This window comes from Haemophilus sp. Marseille-P9675 (assembly GCF_916862695.1).
GTDB lineage: Bacteria > Pseudomonadota > Gammaproteobacteria > Enterobacterales > Pasteurellaceae > Haemophilus > Haemophilus haemolyticus_K.
On sequence record NZ_CAKASP010000003.1, the window covers coordinates 80,894 to 104,121 of the forward strand.

The following is a 23,228-nucleotide window of genomic DNA, read 5'->3' on the forward strand; positions in this document are numbered from 1 at the left end:
GAGCATTTACTAAAGGAAAATATATGGAATTAATAAGCGATAATCCAATAAAAGATTCTAGCAATGATTTATTAGGTAGAGCTAGTAGTGCAGAAGCATTTGCTAAACACATTTTTTCATTTGACTATAAAGAAGGTTTGGTTGTGGGATTATGTGGAGAATGGGGAAATGGTAAAACATCCTATATAAATTTAATGCGACCAGAATTAGAAAAAAATTCTTTTGTACTTGATTTTAATCCTTGGATGTTTAGTGATGCTCATAACTTAGTTGCTTTATTTTTTACTGAAATCTCTGCTCAGTTAAGAGATTATGAGGATGATAATGAGCTAATTGATAGTTTGAGTAGTTTTGGAGAGTTGTTATCTAATTTAAAACCTCTTCCATTTGTAGGAAATTATTTTAGTGTCTTGGGTGGCTGTTTAAGTTTTTTTTCAAAGAAAAAGAAAGAAAAAAACAGTTTGAAAAATCAACGTGATAAATTAATTAAAGTTCTAAAGGAAATAAGTAAACCTATTACTGTAATTTTAGATGATATAGACCGTTTATCATCTGATGAATTACAATCAATTCTAAAATTGGTCAGAGTTACAGGAAACTTTCCTAATATTGTTTATGTTTTATCATTTGATAAAAATAGAGTAATTAAAACATTAAATGATAATAACATTGATGGACGGGATTATTTAGAGAAGATAATTCAGATTCCATTCGATATACCACAGGTACCTAAAAAACTATTACAAGAAAATTTATTTTCATCTTTAGATAAGATTTTAAGGGATGTTTACCTAGATAAGGCGCGTTGGTCTAATGCATATTGGAATATCATTAAGCCAACAATAAAAAATATTCGAGATATTAAGCGTTACACATCTTCTCTATCGAATATCTTTAAACAATTAGGTAAAGAAATTGATGTGGTTGATTTACTCACTATTGAAGCGATAAGAATTTTCTTTCCAGATAAATTTAAAGAAATTTTTGAACTAAAAGATTATCTCTTGGCACGATCAGATAATGACAAAAGAAAAGTTAAGTTAAGTGATTTTATTCAAGATAATGAAATGTATGAGTCTTTTCTAGAAGTTTTATTTGATATTGATAATATAAATTCAAATAATGAATTCCTAAAAAATAGAAGGATTGCTTATTCGGCATTCTTTGATTTATATTTTGAACAAGTTATGAGTCCTGAGTTCATAAATGTTAAATTATCACAAAAAGTTTGGCTTGCAATGCAGTCAGAAGAAGATTTCAAGATCACTTTATCAGCTGTTCCTGACGATTCTCTAGAAAATGTAGTTAACAATTTAATTGACTATGAAAAAGACTTTACTAAAGAAATAGCTCTAGCAACTATACCAACATTATATAGAAATTTACCAAGAGTGCCTGAAAAAGAACTAGGATTCTTTGACTTTGGGGCGGATATGGTTTGGAGTCGCTTAGTTTATAGATTACTTAGAAGACTTCCTGAGAAGGATAAAAAAGAAGTTATTACTCAACTATTAAATTCTAGCGATCTATATGGGCAATATCAAATTGTAGGAATTATTGGATATCGAAAGGGCCGAGGTCATCAATTAGTATCTGAATCGGATGCAAAAGACTTAGAGGAAATATTTTTAAATAATATTCGCTCTGCAACAATTAAAGAACTTGCAGGAACCTATAATTTGTCACATATAATCTATTTCTTTGTTTCAATTGGAAACCCTTTTTCTGATGATATATTAAGTTCCCCTGAAGTATTTTTATCATTACTTAAATCTTCAATATCAGAACGTAAATCTCAAAGAGGGGATGATCCTACAATACATAGAGAGAAAATTCTACTTTGGGATGCCTTAATTAAAATTTGTGGAGATGAGGATAAAGTAAATAGTTTAATTGAAAAAATAGCTGAAGATGAAGAACTTAGAAATAAAGATTATATGGAACTTGCAATTAAATATAAGAATGGATACCGACATAAAAAATCAATGAATCATGAAGATGATTTAGATGAGTTTTAATGCTTTTTTCAAAAGAACAAGCGGTAAGATTTTGCAAAAAATTTGCAAGATTTCACCGCTTATTTTTTCCCATGCACGGCAAAGCCGTACATGGTTACGCATAATTCAGCCCCGCTGGGGCTGTGTTCTCCAACAAGAGTGGCAACGCCACTCACTTATGATTAACCGATTGCGACGCAGTCTCGTCGGATTGAGGCGGCACTAACGTGGACGCTAGCTTATTAGCACAATCTGTTGGTGCACGCTTCCTAGCGTGTGCCTAATTTCACTAAAAAACACCTGAAAAACTAACCGCACTTTATTTACTTTCTAGGGCACCGTTAGGAAACACGCGCTGGCATAAGCGTTAAATACAAAAAAGTACGGTAACAATTTTCAACATTTTTGAATTTACTGCAGCAACCAATCCACCACATAAATCACTTCAATCCCATCAATATCTATTTGCTCGTAATATTTCCCCGTAACTAAGATCTTCTTATAGTTATCTTTAATATGCAAAAGATTATCTGTTTCGTGGGTATTTTCAGAGATTTCAAAGGCGACTTGTACATATAGAATTTCATCGGCTTTTCGGGCAATAAAATCAATTTCTTTGCTGTCGAGTTTGCCCACATCAACGGTATAACCCCGTCTGAGTAATTCAATAAAAACGATATTTTCTAAGCGATTGGCATAATTCGCCCCTTTTTTGCCGATAGCGTGTCGTCTTAAACCGTTATCCACAATAAAATATTTTGCATTAGTTTTTAAATAGCCTTTTCCGCGAATATCGTATTGTTTTGCTTTATAAAAAAGAAAGGCATTTTCCAACAGTTCAAGGTATTTGCTGATGGTATGGTTTGAAGTGGGGACACGTTCGGACGTGAGCGTGTTACTAATTTTGCTCGGATTCACCAACTGCCCTACATTATCTGCTAAAAAGAGAATCACGTTTTTAAGAATATGTGTGTCTTTCACTCCAGCTCGGTGGGCAATATCATTTAGCACGATAGAATCAAAAATGCCTGATAAAATCGTTTCTTTTAAAGGTTCATCCGCAATGGCGACACTGGGGAAACCGCCATATTTTTCATATTCTGAATAGAGTTTATCGACCAATCTTGATTGGCTATCCACATTTTTGGCGTGCAAAAATTCTTTGAAAGAAAGCGGGTAAATTTTGATTTCTACATACCGACCGCTTAACAGCGTCGCAAGCTCGCCAGAAAGCAAATTGGCATTGGAACCCGTGATCACAATATCGGTGTTAAAACTCACGCGAAGCGCATTGACGATTTTTTGCCAACCTTCTACAAACTGAATTTCATCAATCAGAAAGTAGATTTTCTCTTGAGAAGACGGCATTTTTTCTTGAATAAGCTGTTGGAAGTCTTGAGCGTCTTTCACCCATTGATATTCAAAAGATTCAAAATTGAGGTAAAGAATATTTTCAGGAGAAATTCCTTGTTGTTGAAGGTAATCACGGTATTGCATGAGTAACACTGATTTACCAGAACGACGAACACCAGAGATGACTTTAATAAAATCGGTATCTTTAAATTGAATCAGTTGCTGTAAATAATTTTCACGAGAGATCATGGCTTTACTCATTGGAAGTTAATTTCATATTTTAAAAAGCATACGGAAATTGGAAGTCAATTTCCATATTATTTGTTTCTTGATGTATTTGGAATTACATTTCCAGTTTTTATTTCGGTTTTTTAGTCTCATTCCAATCCCTTGCACAATCCCCAATTTCCGTTATCATACGCGCTTTCTTATTTCTCGGAATTTTGTATTTATGAATAAATTAAAGATGGCATTGTTTGTGGGTGTCCTTGTGAGTTTATTTGCTTGTACCACAACACATCAGCCGAAGAAGACGGTTAAATCTCGATTTTTAAAGAACAATATTAGTCAAGTTGAGTTAAATAATTCTGTTAATTACAAGCCATATCATTATCGTTGTAATAATAAAGAAACTGGGGGAATTTCTCATTTGACGACTTATTTCCCTCTTTCGCGTGAAAGCCGTATGAAAGATAACTTTGGGTTTTATTTCCAGTTAGATAATGGTAAGGCGGTGCCTTTTGATCATTCATACACGCTGACACTGAATGCGCGCGGTACAAAATTTGAAGTGGTTTATCGTTCGTATGATCCGATTCAAGGAAGTTATGTGGATTTAATCGCGCGATCTCAAAGTTCAATTTACTACAAGAATCAACAAGGCAAGCAAGTTCCTTGGTTGATTTGTAAGGGCGGTTGATTTTTCTCGAGAATAACTTTTACTTTCAGCAAAATGAGAAATTGGAATTAGGTTTCCAATTTCTCTATTCCATAAATTTCTCTTCTTTCTACGTCAAATTTCACGCTTATATCAAAGGCTTGTGCAAGATTCGCTGAATTTAGCACCGCTTGTGTTTTGCCAGTCGCAATGATTTTGCCCTTGTCGAGCAAAATCACTTCATCACAGTATTTATATGCAAGGGATAAATGATGGATCGCTACAACGCAAGTATGCTGTGGTGTCAGCGATTTTAATTGTTCCATCATGTCTATTTGGTAATAGGGATCGAGTGGTGCGATTGGTTCATCGGCAAGCAATACTGGCGCATTTTTGATACAACAACGAGCGAGTTGCACTCGTGCTTTTTCTCCGCCTGACAGTTTCTGAAAGGATTTATTAAGCAAATGTTCTATCGAAAATTTTTGTGAAATCTCCGTGATTTTTGACCGCTCTTTTGCCGATGATAATGGCGAATTTAAGCCGAGAGCAATGACATCATAAACCGATAAATCCCAATGGATATTGGTATCTTGCGCAAGATAAGCGAGTTGCTGGCTTTTTTCCGTTGTACTCATTTTGCTTAATGGGCTGTTTCCAAAATAAATTTCACCTTTTGCAATAGGTAAAATTCCTGCAATCGTTTTGAGCAAAGTTGATTTACCCGCACCGTTTGCGCCCATAATGCCGATAAGTTTTCCTTTAGGAAGCGTGCAGCAGATGTTGTTTAAGCCATAAGGCTGAGAAAGGTTTTCGATTCTAATCATTATCTTGCCAACTTGCGTTGCTCCGTAATTAAAATCCAAATTAAGCAAGGTGCGCCAATGATTGCAATGAGCGTGCCAATATAAATATGTGAGAAGACAGGAATATATTGCACGCAAAGATCCGCAATAAGTAGCAATAATGCGCCAAGTAATGCACTGGTGATGTAAAGTTGTGAAGGGCGTTTTTTTAGCAGAAGGCGAGCAAAGTGCGGTGCGATTAAGCCAACAAAACCGATAGTGCCTGTTTGCGGAATAGTTGCACCAACTAATAATGCCACGCCAAAGGTCGTGACGAAAAAGCTACGTTTAGGATTCACGCCCATTGTGCTTGCGGTTTCTTCACCGAAAGTGAGCAAGTCAATATAGCGGCGTTCACGATATAAACAGAACAATCCCAATAATACGATTGGAAATGAAATGAGTAGCGTATCAAGTTTTGCCCACACAAGAGAACCTTGTAGCCAGCGGTACAGTTCAGCTAACGCCCATGGGCTTTCTGCGTTCGAAAGTAGCAATGCAACGGCAGCTGAGAGCAACATATTGACGGCTAAACCACTTAAAATCATCGCCGTTGTACCGTGGTTTTTAGCGATTAAATAAACCAATAAAAAACTAGATAACGCACCAGCCACACCGCCAATAAGCAACAGACTTAAGGGTACGGAAAAATAGTAAAGCAAAAAGACACTGGTAGTGGTGGCACCGGCACTACTTCCCAATAATCCAGGGCTTGCCAGCGGATTTTGAAATATCCCTTGCATTGCATTGCCCGCTAAAGCAAGGCTTGCGCCAGTTAAAATGGCTAATCCGAGACGCGGTAGGCGAATATCAAGCAATACGAGCGAGCGCATATCTGTGAGCACACCATCGGCATTTTTGAGATGAGCAAAATCGCTGAGCTGATGATAAATTGCAAATCCGCTAATCAACAGCAACGCTAAGAAAAGTGCGGTATTTAATTTTAGTGTTTTGGTCAATGATCAATTTCCTATGTAATCCAAATATCATTTTAATTGTTGATAAATCTTCTCCGCCCCTTGCCACACGCCGTGATCAAAGCAATAAGTATATTTCATTGGAATACGAAAGTGCGGTCGATTTTTAAAAAGGTTTTGCAAAAGCGGATGTTTTAGCAGTTCTGCTTGTTCGTTATAACTTTGTTGGTCGCTGATTTCAATCAACACGTTGGGTTCAGCTCGTAACACTTTTTCAAGAGAAAAATTTTGTGCCGTAAGTGGTGTTTTTAGCGGGGTTAAGCCTAGCAAGTTAAGTAAAGTGGGATACTGTGGCGTATAAGTTTCTACAATGCCCGTATCTGAAAGTATTAATGTGTCAGTGAGTGATAGATTGAGGCGAGAATCTTGTAATTTAAGTTTATCGATTAAAGATTCTGCCTGCGTTTCGTTACCCGTGAGTTTACCCAAGTGCAATATTAGCACAAATAATTCTTCTGCCGTTTGTGGCGTGTCATTAATTGGCTCAATTTTTGCCCCGAGTTTTTTCAACTCTGCCACAAGTTGTGGATAAAAGGTTTCATTGATAAGAAACGTTTTATCGAGATAGGGCAATAATGCGGTAAGTTGCGGCTCAAGGGTTGGCTTATCCACATTGAGTTTATCCAACATCATCAAGGGATTTTTAGAATAAGGCGACTGTGCGGCAATTTGCTCAGGACGCGCAATTTCCGACAAAAGACGATCGCTACAAAGCGTGAGCGAGACAAATTTCTCCGACGCATGCGAAGTCAAGGGCAAGAAAAGTGCGGTTAAAATCAAACAAGTTTTTTGCATATAGATAATGATACGCTACGCCATCAATAATGTAAAAAGGCGTGCTAAGCACGCCCTTATAGGTGGATAATAATTAGAACGATCCTTTCAACCCAACGTAAACATTACGTCCGTCTTGGCCATAGCCTACAATGTTTTCGTATTTTTTGTTGAATACGTTGTTAAGGTTGGCATAAATCGTCAAACTATCCACCACTTTGTAGTTCACGCCTAAGTTTGCCAAGGTGTAGGATGGCATTTTGAAATCGCCGGAATCAAGGCGTTTACCTACATAAGAAACATTCACATCAGAACTTAATTTTTCCGTGATTTGATAAGCTAAACCAAGGTTTCCTGTGTGTTTTGGGCGACGAACATAATTTAAACCATATTTATCATTTTCAGATTTAATATAGGTGTAAGTATAGTTCGCGTAACCTGACAACTGCTCGGTAAATTTACCGTTATACGCCACTTCTACGCCTTTGATTTTTGTTTTACCGTCACGATTGATTGTGCGATAAGCTGTAGAACCTCTAACTGGGACTGCAGAAAGGAAATTATCTACATTACGGGCAAAGAGTGTGGTATCTAAGCTATGACGTTTGTCATTACTTTCAACTAATAAACCTAATTCACCACCTAAGCTTTTTTCTGGTTTTAAATTTGGGTTTGCAGCCCAACTGGTAGAATTACCCCATCCATAAACATCAATAAATGTTGGATTGTGGATTGCTTTACCAATACTTGCGTGTGCTTTTAAATTTTGTGATAAACGATAAGCTCCAGCAAGGCGAGCCGTGAATGCATTTTCAAATAAGCTGTTATCTGTATAACGACCGCTTACAGAGAGACTATGGTCAGATTCAGTAAATAAACGGTACTCTGTGGCAACACTTTTCTCGGTTAATTTTTTCTCAGCAAAATTGTAAGCGGAAGCAATATATTTCGTATTTTGGTAATCTGCTAATACGCTGACGGCTTGTTTGACTTCACCTTCACGGTCGAAGTTAATATCAAGTTGATAGTTCGTATTCAACTTTTTGCTGTCGTATTCTGTTTTACCAATAGCGGAAGCCCAACTTTGATATTGTGCAGTATCAGCATCCATTTTAACGTGACTTACCGCCGCTTTATGCACGAATAAATCTTCTGCATTACCAAAATAACCGCTTAATTTATAGCGAGTTTCGCGTGTACGGGTATTATCATCAAATTTTAATTCATCTGCTGCACTATTATCCAAATGCAAGGTTTGAGAAGAGTGAGAAGCAAGGAAATCCACTCCTTTTTTACTATCATCAAAACCTAAACGCATAGACACGTTATCACGGTGGAAGCCATCCTTTTCAGTTGCCGGTACATTTGTACTTTTCGCACCGGATATGCTCGTATAATTAAATACGCGTTCACTACGCGCAGAAATCCCTTGCGTACGATGGCTATCACCATGAAGGGCATAGTAAAGACCGTGATGTTGACCAGAAAGGGTGACAGAACCATCACGGGTGCGATGAGAACCTGCGCCTAAATCAAAATCGACGTTAAATTCCTTGTCTTTATATAACCCGCTTTTGGTGGTGATATAAACTACGCCGCCCATAGCATCACTGCCCCAAAGTGCAGATTGTTCGCCACGCAATACTTCAATTTGTTCAATATTACTTAATGCTAAACCGCCAAAATCAAAGTTAGTATCAGCCGGATTAACGCGAATGCCGTCAATAATGACCGCAGTATGTTTTGAATTTGCACCACGCAAGAATAAACTAGTTACCGCACCACGCCCCCCATTAGCTCCCATCGCCACACCTGGCACAGTCTTCAACACATCACTCACATAAGTCGCATTACGCTGTGCAAAATCTTTTTCTGTTAATACGGTGACTGATGATGCAGTTTGATCTTGGTTTACAGGAGTTGCGTAAGTCGAATACACATTGATCGGTTCAAGCTCGGTTTTGGTTTCAGCTTGTACAAAAGCCGATGTACTCAATAAAAGTGCGGTAGTAATTAAGTTAGTTTTCATTAAGTTGGTTCCTCTTTTAAAAAAGAGCGCTATTTTGGCACAATAGAAATTCATTTCCTAGTTGAGAATTTTCATTCACTTACAAATTCTGTTCATTTTGTAAAAAAATTCGTTTTTTGACCATACTTTTTCGCCTTTATCCGCTTTGCGCTTTTAAGTATAATGTTTCAAACTATTGAATGAATTATGATGGTTTAGAATTTCTATTTTGAGCTATTTATCTTCTAACATAAATCCACACTTTATCTTCCTCCAGCGTCCTTTAATTGCTTAATTAAATCCTTCAGGAATAACCGTGTCTTTATCGTTTAATTCTTTTTGTAATATGAAACATTCTTTCAGGTGATTTCTATGAAAAAAAATGTATTTCGTCTTAATTTTCTAACCGCTTGTATTTCACTAGGGATAGCATCACAAGCGTGGGCAGGACATACTTATTTTGGTATTAATTACCAATATTATCGTGATTTTGCTGAGAATAAAGGGAAGTTCACAGTTGGAGCCCAGAATATTGAGGTTTATAACAAGAAAGGGGAAATGCTAGGTACGATGATGAAAGATGTACCGATGCCTGATTTATCTTCCCTAGCAAAAGGTGGATATGCGACGTTGGTCGGTGATCAAACGTTAATCAGTGTTGCGCATAATGTGGGTTATCAAGATGTTGATTTTGGGATGACAGGACATAATCCAGATCAACACAATTTCAAATATAAAGTCGTCAAGCGTTATAACTATAAAAATGATAGTACGCACCGTTATATGACTGACTATCAACATCCAAGACTAGCTAAATTTGTCACGGAAGTTGCCCCGATTGAAATGGTTTCTCGTATGGACGGGAGCGTTTATACCGATTTGAAAAAATATCCAATGCGTGTTCGTGTCGGTAGTGGTCATCAATATTGGAAAGATGATAACAATGATACGAATGCAGACTTAGCCTATGGCGGTGCTTGGCTTACAGGCGGTAATACCTTTATGAATGGTGGCACAGGAGATGGGCATCTCTATTTAAATGGCCGTGTGCAAACCCCTAATGAATATGGCCCATTGCCAATTGCAGGTGCTCAAGGTGATAGTGGTTCTCCTTTCTTTATTTATGATAAGGAACATGGAAAATGGCTATTAAATGGTGTACTACGTGAAGGGCATCCTTATGCTGCGGTGGGTAATGGATATCAAATTGCGCGCCAAGATTATCTTGAAGAGGTTCTTGAGCAAGATCTTGCTGCTAGATTCTTTTTAAATAACGCAAATTACACATTAAAAACAACCCGAGATGGGAATGGCACCATTACGCAAAATGGCAGACGTACCCAAACCATTGGTTTGTATAATAGCGCTTTACCATTTGATTCTCGTGGCGGAAACAATGGTGATGAATCGCCAACTTATAAAGGGCCAAATCCATGGTCGCCAGCATTACATCATGGTAAAAATATCTACTTAGGGGATATGGGAAAAGGCACACTGACTATCGAAAATACGGTCAATCAAGGTGCTGGTGGTATATATTTTGAAGGGGATTTTGCTGTTAAACCAAGTGATAACAACGTAACTTGGCAAGGCGCTGGTGTCTCTGTTGGAGAAGAAAGTACTGTTGAATGGCAGGTGCATAATCCAGAAGGCGATCGCTTATCCAAAATTGGGCTGGGAACCTTACTTGTTAATGGTAAAGGGAAAAACTTAGGAAGCTTGAGTGTCGGTAATGGTTTGGTTGTGTTAGATCAACAATCAGATGAATCGGGTCAAAAACAAGCCTTTAAAGAAGTTGGCATTGTAAGCGGTAGAGCAACTGTTCAACTAAATAGTGCAGATCAAGTTGATTCTAATAATATTTATTTCGGCTTCCGTGGTGGTCGTTTAGATCTTAATGGTAACTCATTGACTTTCAAACGTATTCAAAATACTGACGAAGGAGCGATGTTAGTTAACCACAATGCAACTCAAGCATCAGAAATTATCATTACTGGCAGTGATATTACCAATAATCAAGGAGGCGACTTAACCAATAAACGTGATATTGCTTTTAATGGTTGGTTTGGTGATAAAGATGATACTAAAAATACTGGACGTTTGAATGTTAATTACAATCCACTTAACAAAGATAATCACTTCCTTCTATCAGGTGGAACAAATTTAAAAGGGAATATTACCCAAAATGGCGGTAACTTAATTTTTAGCGGTCGTCCAACGCCTCATGCTTACAATCATTTAAATCAAAATCATGCCAAGATGGAAGGTTCAACGCGAGGAGAGGTCATCATCGATGATGATTGGATCAACCGCACTTTTAAGGCTGAAAATTTTCAAATTCAAGGTGGAAAAGCTATTGTTTCTCGTAATGTTTCCGAAATTAATGGTAATTGGCAATTAAGTAATAATGCTAAAGCCACTTTTGGTGTGACGCCAAATCAAGAGAATTTGGTGTGTATTCGTTCAGATTGGACGGGATTAACAGAATGTAAATCGGAAAATCTAACGAAACAGAAAACAATCGACTCATTACCAAGAACAAAAGTAAATGGCAACGTGCAGTTATCTAATACCGCAAGCCTCGTTGCATCAGGATTCGTGGATTTAATTGGCAACGTGAATTTAACCGAACAGAGTCAATTTACATTAAGCCATCATGCAACCCAAACTGGTTCGTTAAACCTTGTTAATCAGGCGAATGCAACCGTGAATAATGCCCAATTAATGGGGAATGTAACATTATCAGATTCTGCTCAGTTTAATTTAGCGAATAGTCATTTTTCACATCAAATTAGCGGTGCAGAAAGCACTACGGTTAATTTAGACAATGCAAATTGGACAATGCCAGCGAGTACTACTTTAGGTAGTTTGGCACTCAATAATAGCGAAATTACGCTGAACCCAGATTTTGTTACTCAAGCGAACAATAGCCAATTTAATACGTTAACGATCAATGGCAATTTAAGTGGCAATGGGACGTTTAATTATCGTACTTATCTGACCCAGTATTTAGGCGATAAATTACAAATTAATGGACGTGCACAAGGTGACTTTAAGCTTAATGTGCATAATACGGGGGCTGAACCCACAACACTTGAACAATTAACACTAGTTACCCTTAAACAAGCGGTAGATTCAGGCTTGAATTTTACCTTAGCCAATCAACACGTTGATGCAGGTACTTGGCGTTATGAGTTAATTAAAAAAGGTAATGAATATCGTCTATATAATCCAATTAAAGAACAAGAGTTAACTCAAAACTTAACCAATGAAGCTCAAAAGTTAAGCGAATTATTAGCGAAAAAAACGGCATTAACCGAAAAACGTCATGCTCAAGAAGAAAAAGTGCGGTCAAAAAGTTCAGTATTATCTGAAGCATTGCCTGATCAAAGCCATCTCAACATATTAAAAACGGAATTAGCAGCACTTCAACGTAACCAAAATGCAGCGCAGGAAGTGCAAAATCAGAAAGAAATGGCACTAACCCAAGCACAAGCTACAGTACAAGCTGCTCAAGAAAAAGCACAGACTGCAATTAATGCGTACGAATCCGCTAAAAGCCTAGAAACTGCTCAAGCTTTAGATAAAGCAAATATTGCTTTAGCTACAGCACAGGTGAAGAAAGAGGAAGCTCAAATTGAGTTTGCCACAGCTAAACTGACACAACTTAATCTCACAAAACAGCAACAAGAAAAAGCACTTGCTGTTGCTAAAGAGGAAAAAGTGTTATCTGAAAAAGGAGCATCTTTACAGGCTGAAAAGCAGGCTTTCTATTTTATGGTGTTATCACTTGAAGACGTGAAAGAGGAACTTATCATCACAGAAGAACTTCTCCGACAAGCACAAGCTAACAATGCAGAATTGAAAGCGAAAAAAGCATTACTTGAACGCGACTTAGAAGAACAAGCTAATCAAAATAAAGAGGCTCAAACCTTCAAAACTAATCTTGCAGAAACACAGCAAGAGAAAGCAACCGCGGCTCAAGAAAAAGCAAAAGCAACAGAGCAAAATAATAGTAGCTTAAGTGCTCTTAATCTGGCAAATCAAGCTGTTATTGCTAAACAACAAGCGGTCGAAAATCTTAAAAATAGCACTAATGCACAAACTCAAGCATTAACGGCAGAGCAAGCAAAAGTCGAACAAGATAAAACGCAAGCAGAGCATTACAAAGCAAATGCTCAACAACGTCAAACCATTGAGCAAACTATGCCAGTTACTGCTCAATTCCGTCAAGAGGAAGAAAAACGTATCGAGGAAGAGAAACGTGTAGCTGAAGAGAAACGTATCGCGGAAGAAAAACGTATCGCGGAAGAAAAACGTGTAGCTGAAGAAGCTCGCAAAGCCGAAGAAGCACGTAAGGAAGAGCAACGCAAAGCCGAAGAAGCTCGCAAAGCTGAAGAGGCACGTAAAGCCGAAGAAGCTCGTAAGGCTGAAGAGGCACGCAAAGTCGAAGAAGCTCGTAAGGCTGAAGAAGCTCGTAAGGCTGAAGAGGCACGCAAAGCCGAAGAAGCTCGTAAAGCTGAAGAAGCACGCAAAGCTGAAGAGGCACGTAAGGCTGAAGAAGCTCGTAAAGCGGAAGAAGCCAAACGCTTAGCCGAAGAACAACGTAAAGCGGAAGAAGCCAAACGTCTTGCTGAAGAGCGACGCAAGGCTGAAGAGGCACGCAAAGCCGAAGAAGCTCGCAAAGCTGAAGAAGCCCGTAAAGCAGAAGAAGCACGTAAAGCTGAAGAAGCCCGTAAAGCAGAAGAAGCACGTAAGGCTGAAGAAGCTCGTAAAGCGGAAGAAGCCAAACGTCTTGCTGAAGAGCGACGCAAGGCTGAAGAGGCACGTAAAGCTGAAGAAGCACGCAAAGCTGAAGAAGCCCGTAAAGCAGAAGAAGCACGTAAATCAGAAGAAGCACGCAAAGCTGAAGAAGCCCGTAAAGCAGAAGAAGCACGCAAAGCTGAAGAAGCCCGTAAAGCAGAAGAAGCACGTAAATCAGAAGAAGCACGCAAAGCTGAAGAGGCACGTAAAGCTGAAGAGGCACGTAAAGCTGAAGAGGCACGTAAAGTAGAAGAAGCACGCAAAGCTGAAGAGGCACGTAAGGCTGAAGAAGCTCGTAAAGCGGAAGAAGCCAAACGCTTAGCCGAAGAACAACGTAAAGCCGAAGAGGCTCGTAAAGCTGAAGAAGCACGCAAAGCGGAAGAAAGACGTATCGCAGAAGAGAAACGTCAAGCCGAAGAAGCACGCAAAGTGGAAGAAGCTCGTAAGGCTGAAGAGGCACGCAAGCAAAAAGAGCTTATTAGTCGTTATTCAAATAGTGCTCTTTCTGAATTGTCTGCAACGACAAATAGCATACTTTCAGTTCAACATGAGCTTGATAGAGTTTTGGTTTCGGATTCAGATCTTTCAGTATGGACGAATATTACGCAAGATAAAAAACGTTATGACTCAGATGATTTCCGTGCTTATCAACAAAATATGAATTTACGCCAAATTGGTGTTCAGAAAAAAGTTGAGAATGGACGGATGGGGGGGATTTTCTCACATGGTCGTGCTAATAATACCTTTGATGAGCAGATCTCCAATCAGATGGATCTCACGATGGTGTCTGCGTTTGCACAATATCAATGGCATGATTGGCAACTGGGTATCAACGCGGGTTATGGGGTGAGTTCAAGTAAAATTTCAGGTGAACAAAGCCAAAAAATTCATCGTCGTGTGATGAGTTATGGCCTTAATGCGAACTATCAGTTCCGTTTAGGAGAATTAGGTATTCAGCCTTATCTTGGTTTAAATCGCCATTTTATTGAAGGAGAAAATTACCAATACGAAGGTGTAAATATTCAGACACCGAAAATAGCATTTAATAGTTATACTACAGGGGCTAAAGTAGATTACACCTTTACACCAGCTCAAAATGTAACAATTAAACCGTATTTCTCGGTAAATTATGTCGATGCTTCAAATGCTCGCGTGCAAACTAAAGTCAATCAGGCGACCTTACAACAACAGTTCGGGCGTTATTGGCAAAAAGAATTGGGTGTAAGTGGTGAGATCTCGCATTTCCATATGTCGGTATATGCAACTCAATCTCAAGGTTCACAATTAAGTAAACAGAGAACAATTGGTGTGAAATTAGGGTATTGTTGGTAGCCTAAGATCTGTTCTTAAAGAGGCTTTTATGTTGTAACTGAAACAATGTAAAAGCCTCTTTTTTATTCTTTTCAACTGCATTTTTTCGCCTTTATCCGTTTTACGGATTCAAGTATAATACCAATATTTTTAATCACATCAGATCAACGATTATGAGCACAAAATTTAACGTAAAAACATTCCAAGGTATGATTTTAGCCCTGCAAGAATATTGGGCAAACCAAGGCTGCACCATTGTGCAACCTTTTGATATGGAAGTGGGCGCTGGGACTTCTCACCCAATGACTGCATTACGTGCATTAGGTCCAGAGCCGATGGCATTTGCTTATGTTCAACCTTCACGTCGTCCGACCGATGGTCGTTATGGCGAAAATCCAAACCGTTTACAACATTACTATCAATTCCAAGTGGTGATTAAACCCTCTCCGGACAATATTCAAGAACTTTATTTAGGTTCCCTTGAAATGCTTGGTTTCGATCCGACCCAAAACGACATTCGTTTCGTAGAAGATAACTGGGAAAACCCAACCTTAGGCGCATGGGGCTTGGGCTGGGAAGTGTGGCTAAACGGCATGGAAGTGACTCAATTTACCTATTTCCAACAAGTGGGCGGTTTAGAATGTAAACCTGTAACGGGCGAAGTGACTTACGGTTTAGAGCGTTTAGCCATGTACATTCAAGGCGTCGATTCTGTGTATGACTTAGTTTGGTCTGATGGTCCATTAGGCAAAACCACTTATGGCGATGTTTTCCATCAAAATGAAGTTGAGCAATCAACCTATAACTTTGAATACGCAAACACAGATTTCTTATTCTACTGCTTCGATCAATACGAAAAAGAGGCACAAGAGTTATTAGCCTTAGAAAAACCGTTACCATTGCCTGCTTATGAACGTATTTTGAAAGCAGCACACAGCTTTAACTTATTAGATGCGCGTAAAGCAATTTCGGTAACCGAACGCCAACGCTATATTTTACGTATTCGAGCCTTAACCAAAGGCGTGGCGGAAGCCTATTATGCAAGCCGTGAAGCCTTAGGGTTCCCGGGTTGTAAAAAATAACGTTTAAAGGTAATTCAAAAAGTGCGGTGAAATTTGACCGCACTTTAGGAGAGCAAAATGAGCAAACCAATTCTTTTTTATGCAGAAACATGCCCAGATACCGCACCATTTGTCGCGGAGTTGGATCGTTTAGGTCTAGATTACGATGAAGTAGAAATTATGACTTCACTACCTAATCTCAAACAATTTATTCGTTTACGCGATAGCAATACAGAATTTGATAACTCGAAATCAAATGGCTATTTGGGTATTCCTGCGTTGTTATTACCAAATGGCGATGTTGTTTTAGATGAATCCAAATTAAAAGAGATTTTCTAAAGTGATAAAAAAAACGTTAGCTCTTGCAACTTCAGCGATGATTTTGACCGCTTGTAGCAATGCTCAACCGCAAGCTGAAATGCCAACTGTGGGCTTTCAAACCGATGCTCATAGTTGCTTACCAAGTGCGGGGCAGTCTTATTCTTATTTGAGAAAAGCCTGTGTACAAGTGTTTAATGTAGCGGATATTAAGCTAGACGATCCTGCGAATAAAACCCAAGCGGTTTATGGTATTCTTTCGGAAGATAAACAACAGGTTGAAGTGTTTGCGTCTGATTTGCCAGAAAATACGATTTTAGATGTGGTAAAAGGCGGCTATATCTCAAAAGATGGTAAAGTGCGTTTAATGAAAACCAAGAAAAGTTGGAAGATTAGTAAGTAATGAAGAAGGTCAGTTTTTTACAATTTTTATTTAAAATTGGCGATGACTATTTAATGTTTCTACGAAATTTAACACCCGCTGTGTTGTTTTTATCACTCGCGTTATTTATGTATTCTGAGCTGAATTGGACACATTGGGGGTGGAGTGATGTACCAGTGCTGTTTTTATGCCTCGCTTCTGGATTTATTGCACTCAGCGTCATGGCAATCAATACTGTCGCTTTTGTACGCGAGATGCTGAAAGCCTTAAGAACACTAAGCGGAGAGAGCGAACTTGATGAAAATATTGGTACGCTCGCATTATTTAAAATGCTCTGGGTGGAGAGCAACAGTAAACAACTAATCTTTTTTGCGGTAGTCAATATTGTTGCAGTATTTATGGTGTTAGTTTACGGCACCAAATATGCCTTGAATTTTTATAGCTCAATTTCAACATTAAATGATTAGGTCTCGAATATGAAAAAAATAACCCTAAAATTCACCGCACTTTTGCTTGGCTCTGCTTTAGCAACTAGTGTGTTAGCAACAGAAAATAGCTCAAATTCCTCAAGTTCTGATTATGAATTAGAGAAAGTATTGATTTTCAGCCGACACGGATTGCGTTCACCAGTGGAAAAAGATCCGCAAGAAATGGCGAAATATTCCCCTTATGAATGGGCAAAATGGAATGTACCATCTGGCTATCTCACGGCAAAAGGGACGGTGCTAGAAACCTATTTCGGACAGTATTTAGGTCAATGGCTTGCAGATAAAGGGGTACTAACAACAGAACGTTGTGCATCGGGCGAAGGTATTTTTGCTTATGCAAATGGTGTGCAACGCACCATTGCAACAGGGCAAGCGATTGTTTCTGGTGCATTTGCAGGCTGTAATGTTCAACTGCAACATCACGGTAAAATTGGTTCAGAAAAAGATCCGATTTTTAAAACGCAAGCGCATAATCCAAGCAAAGCCTTGATTGAATCTGCAAAAAATAACGTTGATTTAACCGCTTTACAGCAAAAATTAGCGCCAAATTATGCGCTATTGAGTGAAATCATCGATTATAAAAATTCACCAAACTGCTTACAAAAAGGCGATTGTGATTTAGGTGGAAAAGTCGGTGAATACAGTATTAAAGACGGCAAGTCAGTTAAAATTACTGGCTCTATCAGCAAAGGAAAGAAAATTGTCAGTGCATTATTGCTCGCTCATTATGTGGGTAAGCCTGATTCAGAAATCGCAAACGGCCGCGTGGATAGCCAAGAAAAATGGCGTGCAATTAACGAAATTAAAAACGAATATTACCGCACTTTATTTAAAAATAACGAAGCGTTAGCACAAAATGTCTCATATCCGTTGTTAGCATTTATTCAGCAACAGTTAAACAGTGAAAACAAAATTAACTTATTGGTTGGACACGATTCTAATATCGTCGCTCTGCTGGCAGCACTAGGTGTTGAGCCTTATGAGTTGAATGATTCATTGGAAAATATCCCAATCGGTGGCAAGTTGCTATTTGAAGTATGGAAACACAAACCAAGTGGCAAACTCAAATTTAAGTTGGATTATGTGTATCAAACTACTGACCAGCTGATTAACATCACGCCACTAAGTTTAGCAACACCACCAAACCAAATGGCATTAACCCTTAAAGGCTGTGAAAAAGATGAACATGGCTTTTGTGATTATGAGCAGTTTCAAAAGGTGTTGAGTGAGGGTATTAAGAACGGTAAAAACTAGTTGATTATCAGAAAAAAGATGCATTACGAGATACAGAATTAAATTCACTTGGTTTTACAACTGTGCAATTTAGATGAAGTAATATGTGAAAGAGAACATAAAAAATGCAGAATGATAATTTAGACGAAAATAATACAGATAAACTAATTTCGCTTACTAACTCTGTGTTAGGAGAATTTCCTGGTGGCTCTATTGTTAGCGGAATTATCAATAACTTAGTGCCAAATCAACGCCAAGATAGAATAGTTAAGTATCTTAGAGAATTAGAGAAAAGAGTATCTAAATTAGAATGTTTAATAAATTCAGATGCTAAAAAATTATCTGAATACATAGCACTGTTTGAAGATGGTCTGTTTTACGCTTTTAGAGCAGTTAGCGAAAAACGTCTTGAGCATATTGCTTCTGTTGTAGCAAATGGATTAAATACAGAAGAGATCCAGATATCTCAATATGTCTATTTACTTAATTTATTGTCAGAGTTAAATGATGAGGAGATTATTTGGTTAAGGTTTTATTTACATCCAACACTCGGTGGTGATGAAGAATTTAGAAGTAAGCATCAAAGTGTCTTAAATTTAGCTAGAAATTATATTGGAGCTCCAGAGGAGCAAATAGATAAATCTGCTATTCAAAATAGCTATAAAGATCATTTAGAAAGATTAGGTTTAATAAAAACTAAACTCGACATAGATAGAAATACGAATATGCCTATCTATGATAAATTATCAGGAAAGCCTAGAGGCTCTAAATTTATAACTCATTTAGGAAAAATGTTACTTAACGAGATTGGTTTTTCTGAATAACTGTAATTCGTAGTGTGTTTGTAAATACATTACAAAATTTAAAATTAATGGTGAAATTAAGCACACCTTACAAGAGAAACAAAATGACAACCCAAAACTTCCTAGTAGAAATCGGCACAGAAGAGCTGCCACCAAAAGCTCTCAAAACATTAGCAACCTCTTTTGCGGATAATGTTGAGGCGGAATTAAACCAAGCGGGTTTATCATTCGATAAAATCGAATGGTTTGCAGCGCCGCGTCGTTTGGCGGTGAAAGTGTTGAACTTAGCCACACAACAGCCAAGCAAAGAAATTGAAAAACGTGGACCAGCAGTGTCTGCAGCCTTTGATGCAGAAGGCAAACCAACTAAAGCGGCAGAAGGCTGGGCGCGTGGTTGTGGTATTACCGTTGAGCAAGCAGAACGCATTGCGACTGATAAAGGTGAATGGTTAGTTCACCGTGCAAAAATTGAAGGTCAACCGACCAAAAACTTGCTGAACAGCATCGTGGCCAATGCGTTGGCGAAATTGCCAATTCCAAAACCAATGCGTTGGGCAGACAAAACCGTGCAATTTATCCGCCCGGTTCATACTGTAATTATGTTGTTAGGTGATGAATTAATCGAAGGCGAAATTTTAGGTGTGGCAAGTGCGCGTACTATTCGTGGTCACCGTTTCTTAGGCGAGAAAGAATTTGAAATTCAACATGCAGATCAATATCCACAATTATTACGTGAAAAAGGTTCTGTAGTAGCGGATTTCAACGAGCGTAAAGCAGAAATTTTGGCAAAATCTCAAGCAAAAGCAACCGCACTTGGCGGCGTGGCTGACATTGAGGAAAGTCTGCTTGAAGAAGTGACTTCCTTGGTGGAATATCCAAATGTATTAGCGGCTAAATTTGAAGAACGTTTCTTAGCGGTGCCTGCGGAAGCTTTGGTTTATACCATGAAAGGCGACCAAAAATATTTTCCGATTTATGACAAAGACGGCAAATTATTACCGCACTTTATTTTCGTATCGAACATCAACCCGGAAGATCCAACGGCAATCATCGAAGGGAACGAAAAAGTGGTTCGCCCACGTTTAACCGATGCGGAATTCTTCTTTAAAACCGACTTAAAACAAAAACTGGTCGATCGCTTACCACGTTTGGAAACCGTGTTATTCCAACAACAACTGGGTACATTGAAAGACAAAACTGATCGCATTGAACAACTTGCAGGCGAAATTGCAAAACAAATTGGTGCAGACGAAGCGAAAGCAAAACGTGCTGGTTTACTGTCAAAATGTGACTTGATGACTAATATGGTATTTGAGTTTACTGATACTCAAGGCGTAATGGGTATGCACTATGCTCGTCATGATGGTGAAGATGAAGAAGTAGCGGTGGCGTTAAACGAACAATATATGCCACGCTTTGCCGGTGATAAATTACCAAAATCACTCGTTGCAAGTGCGGTCGCTTTAGCGGATAAATTTGACACCTTAACGGGTATCTTCGGCATCGGCCAAGCACCAAAAGGTAGCGCAGACCCATTTGCATTACGTCGTGCGGCATTAGGTGCATTACGTATTATCGTAGAGAAAAATCTACCACTAGATTTAGAAGATTTAGTGAAAAAATCAGCCGCACTTTTCGGTGATAAACTCACGAATTCAAACGTGGTTGCTGATGTGGTGGACTTCATGCTTGGTCGTTTCCGCGCATGGTATCAAGATGAAGGTATTGCGGTGGATGTAATTCAAGCGGTATTGGCGCGCCGTCCAACTCGCCCTGCTGATTTTGATGCGCGCGTGCGTGCGGTTTCACACTTCCGTACTTTAGATTCAGCAGAAGCGTTAGCGGCAGCAAACAAACGTGTAAGCAACATCTTAGCGAAAGCGGATGCTGCAATTGGTGAGATTAATTTGACCACTTGCGTAGAGCCAGCAGAAAAAGCGCTTGCGGAAGCCGTACTTGCATTACGCACCGAAGTACAACCGCTTATCTCACAAGGCGATTACACCGCCGTATTAGATAAATTAGCGAACTTGCGCGCTCCAGTAGATAGCTTCTTTGATAACGTGATGGTAAATGCTGAAGACCCAGCACTACGCCAAAACCGCTTAGCGATTTTAAACACGTTACAAGGCTTGTTCTTACAAGTGGCTGATATTTCCGTGCTTCAATAATGATAAAAAGGGATGATTGATTTTTCATCAATCATCCCTTCTTTTATAGACTTCAAGTGATTATTTCTCTATAATCACCGCACTTTCCCCCCTTAGCTCAGTCGGTTAGAGCAGGCGACTCATAATCGCTTGGTCACTGGTTCAAGTCCGGTAGGGGGGACCAACTCAAATTTTCTCGTCTTATTTATTCTTTCATCTTCATTCAATAAGACCTTATAAATACTCACCTTACCAAGTTTTTATCTTTTACACTCTGGCGTTCCCCTGTTAACTTCTACGTTTACAACCATATTTTTAAGTTATATGCTTAGTTATTCTTATACTTTTAGCTCAATATTTTTGCTCACCGTGAGACTTATAGATTTAGGAATTTTAGGCATTTTTGTAACTAGGAAATTTAAACAATGATGAGATTATAAGGCTTGGTTAAAAAATAGTTATAAAATATATGGTTATAAATACTTGAAGCAGTTGAATTACACTTGTAAAAACTGTGATCAAGCTTTGTAAAAAACGGAAAAAAATACGATTAGTTATCGCTGGATTTGTTTAGTCAAATGATGCCCTCTATAATGTCTTTTTAGTGCATGATCCATAATTGCACCGACAAGCTGGTTGCATTTTTTGAGCGTGTTACTTCTATCTGCTATTTTTTCATAAATGCTAACTAACTCTTTAACTTTTATTTCTGATACATGCTTATCGCCAATATAAGGGAATATATGATTTTTCAATCGTTCCCAATTCTTTTCTCGTGTTTCTGGATTTTTAGCTTTTTCTTTGTAGATACCATTAAAGTAACTTTCTGCAACAGAATGGAAAGTATCTTTTAAACGGTTTTCATATTCTTGTTGGATGCGTATTTTTTCTTCTTGTGGATCGATACCTTTCGCAAGTAACGCACGATATTCTTCACGTTTAGCACGGGCATCTGCTAACGATAATTCTGGATAACCGCCTAAGGCCATTTTTGTTCTTTTCCCGGTGAGCGGTCTAGCGTAGTTAAATCGCCAGCTTTTAGAACCACTAGGTAAGATTAGCAGCAATAAGCCCTCACCATCAGATAGGGTATATTCTTTCTCTTTTGGTTTAGCATTTTTGATTTCAGTCGGAGATAAAGGTTTTACTATTTCGGAGATAAAGGTTTTACTATTCTGGCCATCTTGTAATTTCACTGATAAGGTTTTAGTAACCATTATAAGTTTTGGTTACTATTTTGGTTACTAAAATTTGTGATTAAAGACAATTAGAAACGATTAGATATGATGGGTGGAAGTGCCATAAACCCTTGTGAAACCTGGATAAAACAAAACCCCGCGATTAGTTTCGCGGGGCTTTGTTTAGTCAAATGGTGCTCTGGGCGAGACTTGAACTCGCACGACCTGTGGTCACTACCCCCTCAAGATAGCGTGTCTACCAATTCCACCACCAGAGCGCTAATTTTTATGCTAATCCTATTTTATTGTGGGATGTCGCTATTTTTATTTTCTTTTGCTGGAGCTGCTTGTTGTTGCTGAACTTGCTCTGCAGCTTGTGATAAATCGTCAAAAGCACCTTTTTGAATATTGCCTTTATGTGAATTCATGTTACCTAAAACAAGAGCAATAACAAAAAATGCGGTTGCTAAAATTGCACTGGTACGTGTTAAAAAGTTACCTGCACCAGCAGAGCCAAACATTGTACCTGATGCGCCACCACCAAAAGATGCGCCAGCGTTCGCTCCTTTACCTTGTTGAACGAGAATAAACCCGATCAAGGCAATCGCGACAACAACATAAATAAATAAAAGAACTTGATACATTTTTTCTCTCTAATTTGCAATTTTGC

The 23,228-nt window shown here is 38.5% G+C and carries 17 protein-coding genes and 2 tRNA genes; 11 read left to right on the forward strand and 8 right to left on the reverse strand.

The window, feature by feature from the left end; translation table 11 throughout:
• Positions 1-23 precede the first annotated feature (23 nt).
• Positions 24-2,018 (forward strand): P-loop NTPase fold protein, encoded by a 1,995-nt coding sequence (locus tag LIX50_RS06250; protein ID WP_048952970.1) that lies wholly within the window; start codon positions 24-26, stop codon positions 2,016-2,018.
• A 390-nt stretch (positions 2,019-2,408) separates the two neighbouring features.
• Here the strand turns inward: LIX50_RS06250 and LIX50_RS06255 are convergent, their stop codons facing one another.
• On the reverse strand, positions 2,409-3,611 hold the full coding sequence (locus tag LIX50_RS06255; protein ID WP_048952971.1) for an ATP-binding protein: 1,203 nt from the start codon (positions 3,609-3,611) through the stop codon (positions 2,409-2,411).
• Between the two features lie 190 nt (positions 3,612-3,801).
• Between LIX50_RS06255 and LIX50_RS06260 the strand changes: the two genes are divergently transcribed.
• Complete coding sequence (locus tag LIX50_RS06260) at positions 3,802-4,269, forward strand: hypothetical protein (RefSeq protein WP_048952972.1); 468 nt, start codon at positions 3,802-3,804, stop codon at positions 4,267-4,269.
• 47 nt (positions 4,270-4,316) lie between these two features.
• On the opposite strand, the gene LIX50_RS06265 is transcribed toward LIX50_RS06260, so the two are convergent.
• The 4 genes from LIX50_RS06265 to LIX50_RS06280 form a co-directional block, all read right to left on the reverse strand.
• The gene (locus tag LIX50_RS06265; protein WP_048952973.1) at positions 4,317-5,054 is read right to left on the reverse strand and encodes an ABC transporter ATP-binding protein; all 738 of its coding nucleotides are present in this window, start codon (positions 5,052-5,054) and stop codon (positions 4,317-4,319) included.
• Positions 5,054-6,031 carry a FecCD family ABC transporter permease gene (locus tag LIX50_RS06270; protein WP_048952974.1) on the reverse strand — a complete coding sequence of 326 codons (978 nt, stop codon included), beginning with the start codon at positions 6,029-6,031 and terminating at the stop codon, positions 5,054-5,056. The genes LIX50_RS06265 and LIX50_RS06270 overlap by 1 nt, the downstream gene beginning before the upstream one ends.
• 27 nt (positions 6,032-6,058) lie before the next feature.
• Entirely contained in the window at positions 6,059-6,844 is a 786-nt protein-coding gene (locus LIX50_RS06275) for a helical backbone metal receptor (protein ID WP_048952975.1), read from the reverse strand.
• Between the two features lie 73 nt (positions 6,845-6,917).
• Positions 6,918-8,852: a TonB-dependent receptor plug domain-containing protein gene (locus LIX50_RS06280; RefSeq protein ID WP_048952976.1), complete on the reverse strand. Its 1,935-nt coding sequence runs from the start codon at positions 8,850-8,852 to the stop codon at positions 6,918-6,920.
• A 351-nt stretch (positions 8,853-9,203) separates the two neighbouring features.
• On the opposite strand from LIX50_RS06280, the gene LIX50_RS06285 reads away from it, so the two are divergent.
• The 9 genes from LIX50_RS06285 to LIX50_RS06325 all read left to right on the forward strand — a co-directional run bounded on the left by LIX50_RS06285 (position 9,204) and on the right by LIX50_RS06325 (position 21,564).
• Positions 9,204-14,966 (forward strand): S6 family peptidase, encoded by a 5,763-nt coding sequence (locus tag LIX50_RS06285; RefSeq protein WP_226385914.1) that lies wholly within the window; start codon positions 9,204-9,206, stop codon positions 14,964-14,966.
• Positions 14,967-15,118: 152 nt separating this feature from the next.
• Positions 15,119-16,027 carry a glycine--tRNA ligase subunit alpha gene (glyQ, locus tag LIX50_RS06290; RefSeq protein ID WP_048952637.1) on the forward strand — a complete coding sequence of 303 codons (909 nt, stop codon included), beginning with the start codon at positions 15,119-15,121 and terminating at the stop codon, positions 16,025-16,027.
• 57 nt (positions 16,028-16,084) lie between these two features.
• The gene (locus LIX50_RS06295; protein WP_048952638.1) at positions 16,085-16,345 is read left to right on the forward strand and encodes a hypothetical protein; all 261 of its coding nucleotides are present in this window, start codon (positions 16,085-16,087) and stop codon (positions 16,343-16,345) included.
• A 1-nt stretch (position 16,346) separates the two neighbouring features.
• Positions 16,347-16,727, forward strand: coding sequence for a hypothetical protein (locus tag LIX50_RS06300; RefSeq protein WP_048952639.1), 381 nt, complete (start codon positions 16,347-16,349; stop codon positions 16,725-16,727).
• Complete coding sequence (locus LIX50_RS06305; protein WP_048952640.1) at positions 16,727-17,173, forward strand: hypothetical protein; 447 nt, start codon at positions 16,727-16,729, stop codon at positions 17,171-17,173. The genes LIX50_RS06300 and LIX50_RS06305 overlap by 1 nt, the downstream gene beginning before the upstream one ends.
• Positions 17,174-17,182: 9 nt before the next feature.
• Entirely contained in the window at positions 17,183-18,448 is a 1,266-nt protein-coding gene (locus tag LIX50_RS06310; RefSeq protein ID WP_048952641.1) for a histidine-type phosphatase, read from the forward strand.
• 104 nt (positions 18,449-18,552) lie between these two features.
• A complete protein-coding gene (locus tag LIX50_RS06315; RefSeq protein ID WP_048952642.1) occupies positions 18,553-19,251 on the forward strand; it encodes a hypothetical protein in 699 nt (232 codons plus the stop codon).
• Between the two features lie 83 nt (positions 19,252-19,334).
• Positions 19,335-21,401 carry a glycine--tRNA ligase subunit beta gene (gene glyS, locus LIX50_RS06320; RefSeq protein WP_048952649.1) on the forward strand — a complete coding sequence of 689 codons (2,067 nt, stop codon included), beginning with the start codon at positions 19,335-19,337 and terminating at the stop codon, positions 21,399-21,401.
• Positions 21,402-21,487: 86 nt separating this feature from the next.
• Positions 21,488-21,564, forward strand: a tRNA-Ile gene (locus LIX50_RS06325).
• A gap of 370 nt (positions 21,565-21,934) precedes the next feature.
• Here the strand turns inward: LIX50_RS06325 and LIX50_RS06330 are convergent.
• The 3 genes from LIX50_RS06330 to secG form a co-directional block, all read right to left on the reverse strand.
• Positions 21,935-22,576: an integrase arm-type DNA-binding domain-containing protein gene (locus tag LIX50_RS06330; protein ID WP_226385916.1), complete on the reverse strand. Its 642-nt coding sequence runs from the start codon at positions 22,574-22,576 to the stop codon at positions 21,935-21,937.
• 174 nt (positions 22,577-22,750) lie between these two features.
• Positions 22,751-22,836 (reverse strand) — tRNA-Leu (locus tag LIX50_RS06335).
• Positions 22,837-22,860: 24 nt separating this feature from the next.
• Positions 22,861-23,202 (reverse strand): preprotein translocase subunit SecG, encoded by a 342-nt coding sequence (gene secG / locus LIX50_RS06340; protein ID WP_005676206.1) that lies wholly within the window; start codon positions 23,200-23,202, stop codon positions 22,861-22,863.
• Between the last annotated feature and the right edge of the window lie 26 nt (positions 23,203-23,228).

Excerpts from the sequence above, each read along its gene's own strand:
- LIX50_RS06250 (WP_048952970.1), top strand. The coding sequence starts at position 24 with ATGGAATTAATAAGCGATAATCCAATAAAAGATTCTAGCAATGATTTA.
- LIX50_RS06255 (WP_048952971.1), bottom strand. The coding sequence starts at position 3,611 with ATGAGTAAAGCCATGATCTCTCGTGAAAATTATTTACAGCAACTGATT.
- LIX50_RS06260 (WP_048952972.1), top strand. The coding sequence starts at position 3,802 with ATGAATAAATTAAAGATGGCATTGTTTGTGGGTGTCCTTGTGAGTTTA.
- LIX50_RS06265 (WP_048952973.1), bottom strand. The coding sequence starts at position 5,054 with ATGATTAGAATCGAAAACCTTTCTCAGCCTTATGGCTTAAACAACATC.
- LIX50_RS06275 (WP_048952975.1), bottom strand. The coding sequence starts at position 6,844 with ATGCAAAAAACTTGTTTGATTTTAACCGCACTTTTCTTGCCCTTGACT.
- LIX50_RS06280 (WP_048952976.1), bottom strand. The coding sequence starts at position 8,852 with ATGAAAACTAACTTAATTACTACCGCACTTTTATTGAGTACATCGGCT.
- LIX50_RS06285 (WP_226385914.1), top strand. The coding sequence starts at position 9,204 with ATGAAAAAAAATGTATTTCGTCTTAATTTTCTAACCGCTTGTATTTCA.
- glyQ (WP_048952637.1), top strand. The coding sequence starts at position 15,119 with ATGAGCACAAAATTTAACGTAAAAACATTCCAAGGTATGATTTTAGCC.
- LIX50_RS06295 (WP_048952638.1), top strand. The coding sequence starts at position 16,085 with ATGAGCAAACCAATTCTTTTTTATGCAGAAACATGCCCAGATACCGCA.
- LIX50_RS06305 (WP_048952640.1), top strand. The coding sequence starts at position 16,727 with ATGAAGAAGGTCAGTTTTTTACAATTTTTATTTAAAATTGGCGATGAC.
- LIX50_RS06310 (WP_048952641.1), top strand. The coding sequence starts at position 17,183 with ATGAAAAAAATAACCCTAAAATTCACCGCACTTTTGCTTGGCTCTGCT.
- LIX50_RS06315 (WP_048952642.1), top strand. The coding sequence starts at position 18,553 with ATGCAGAATGATAATTTAGACGAAAATAATACAGATAAACTAATTTCG.
- glyS (WP_048952649.1), top strand. The coding sequence starts at position 19,335 with ATGACAACCCAAAACTTCCTAGTAGAAATCGGCACAGAAGAGCTGCCA.
- secG (WP_005676206.1), bottom strand. The coding sequence starts at position 23,202 with ATGTATCAAGTTCTTTTATTTATTTATGTTGTTGTCGCGATTGCCTTG.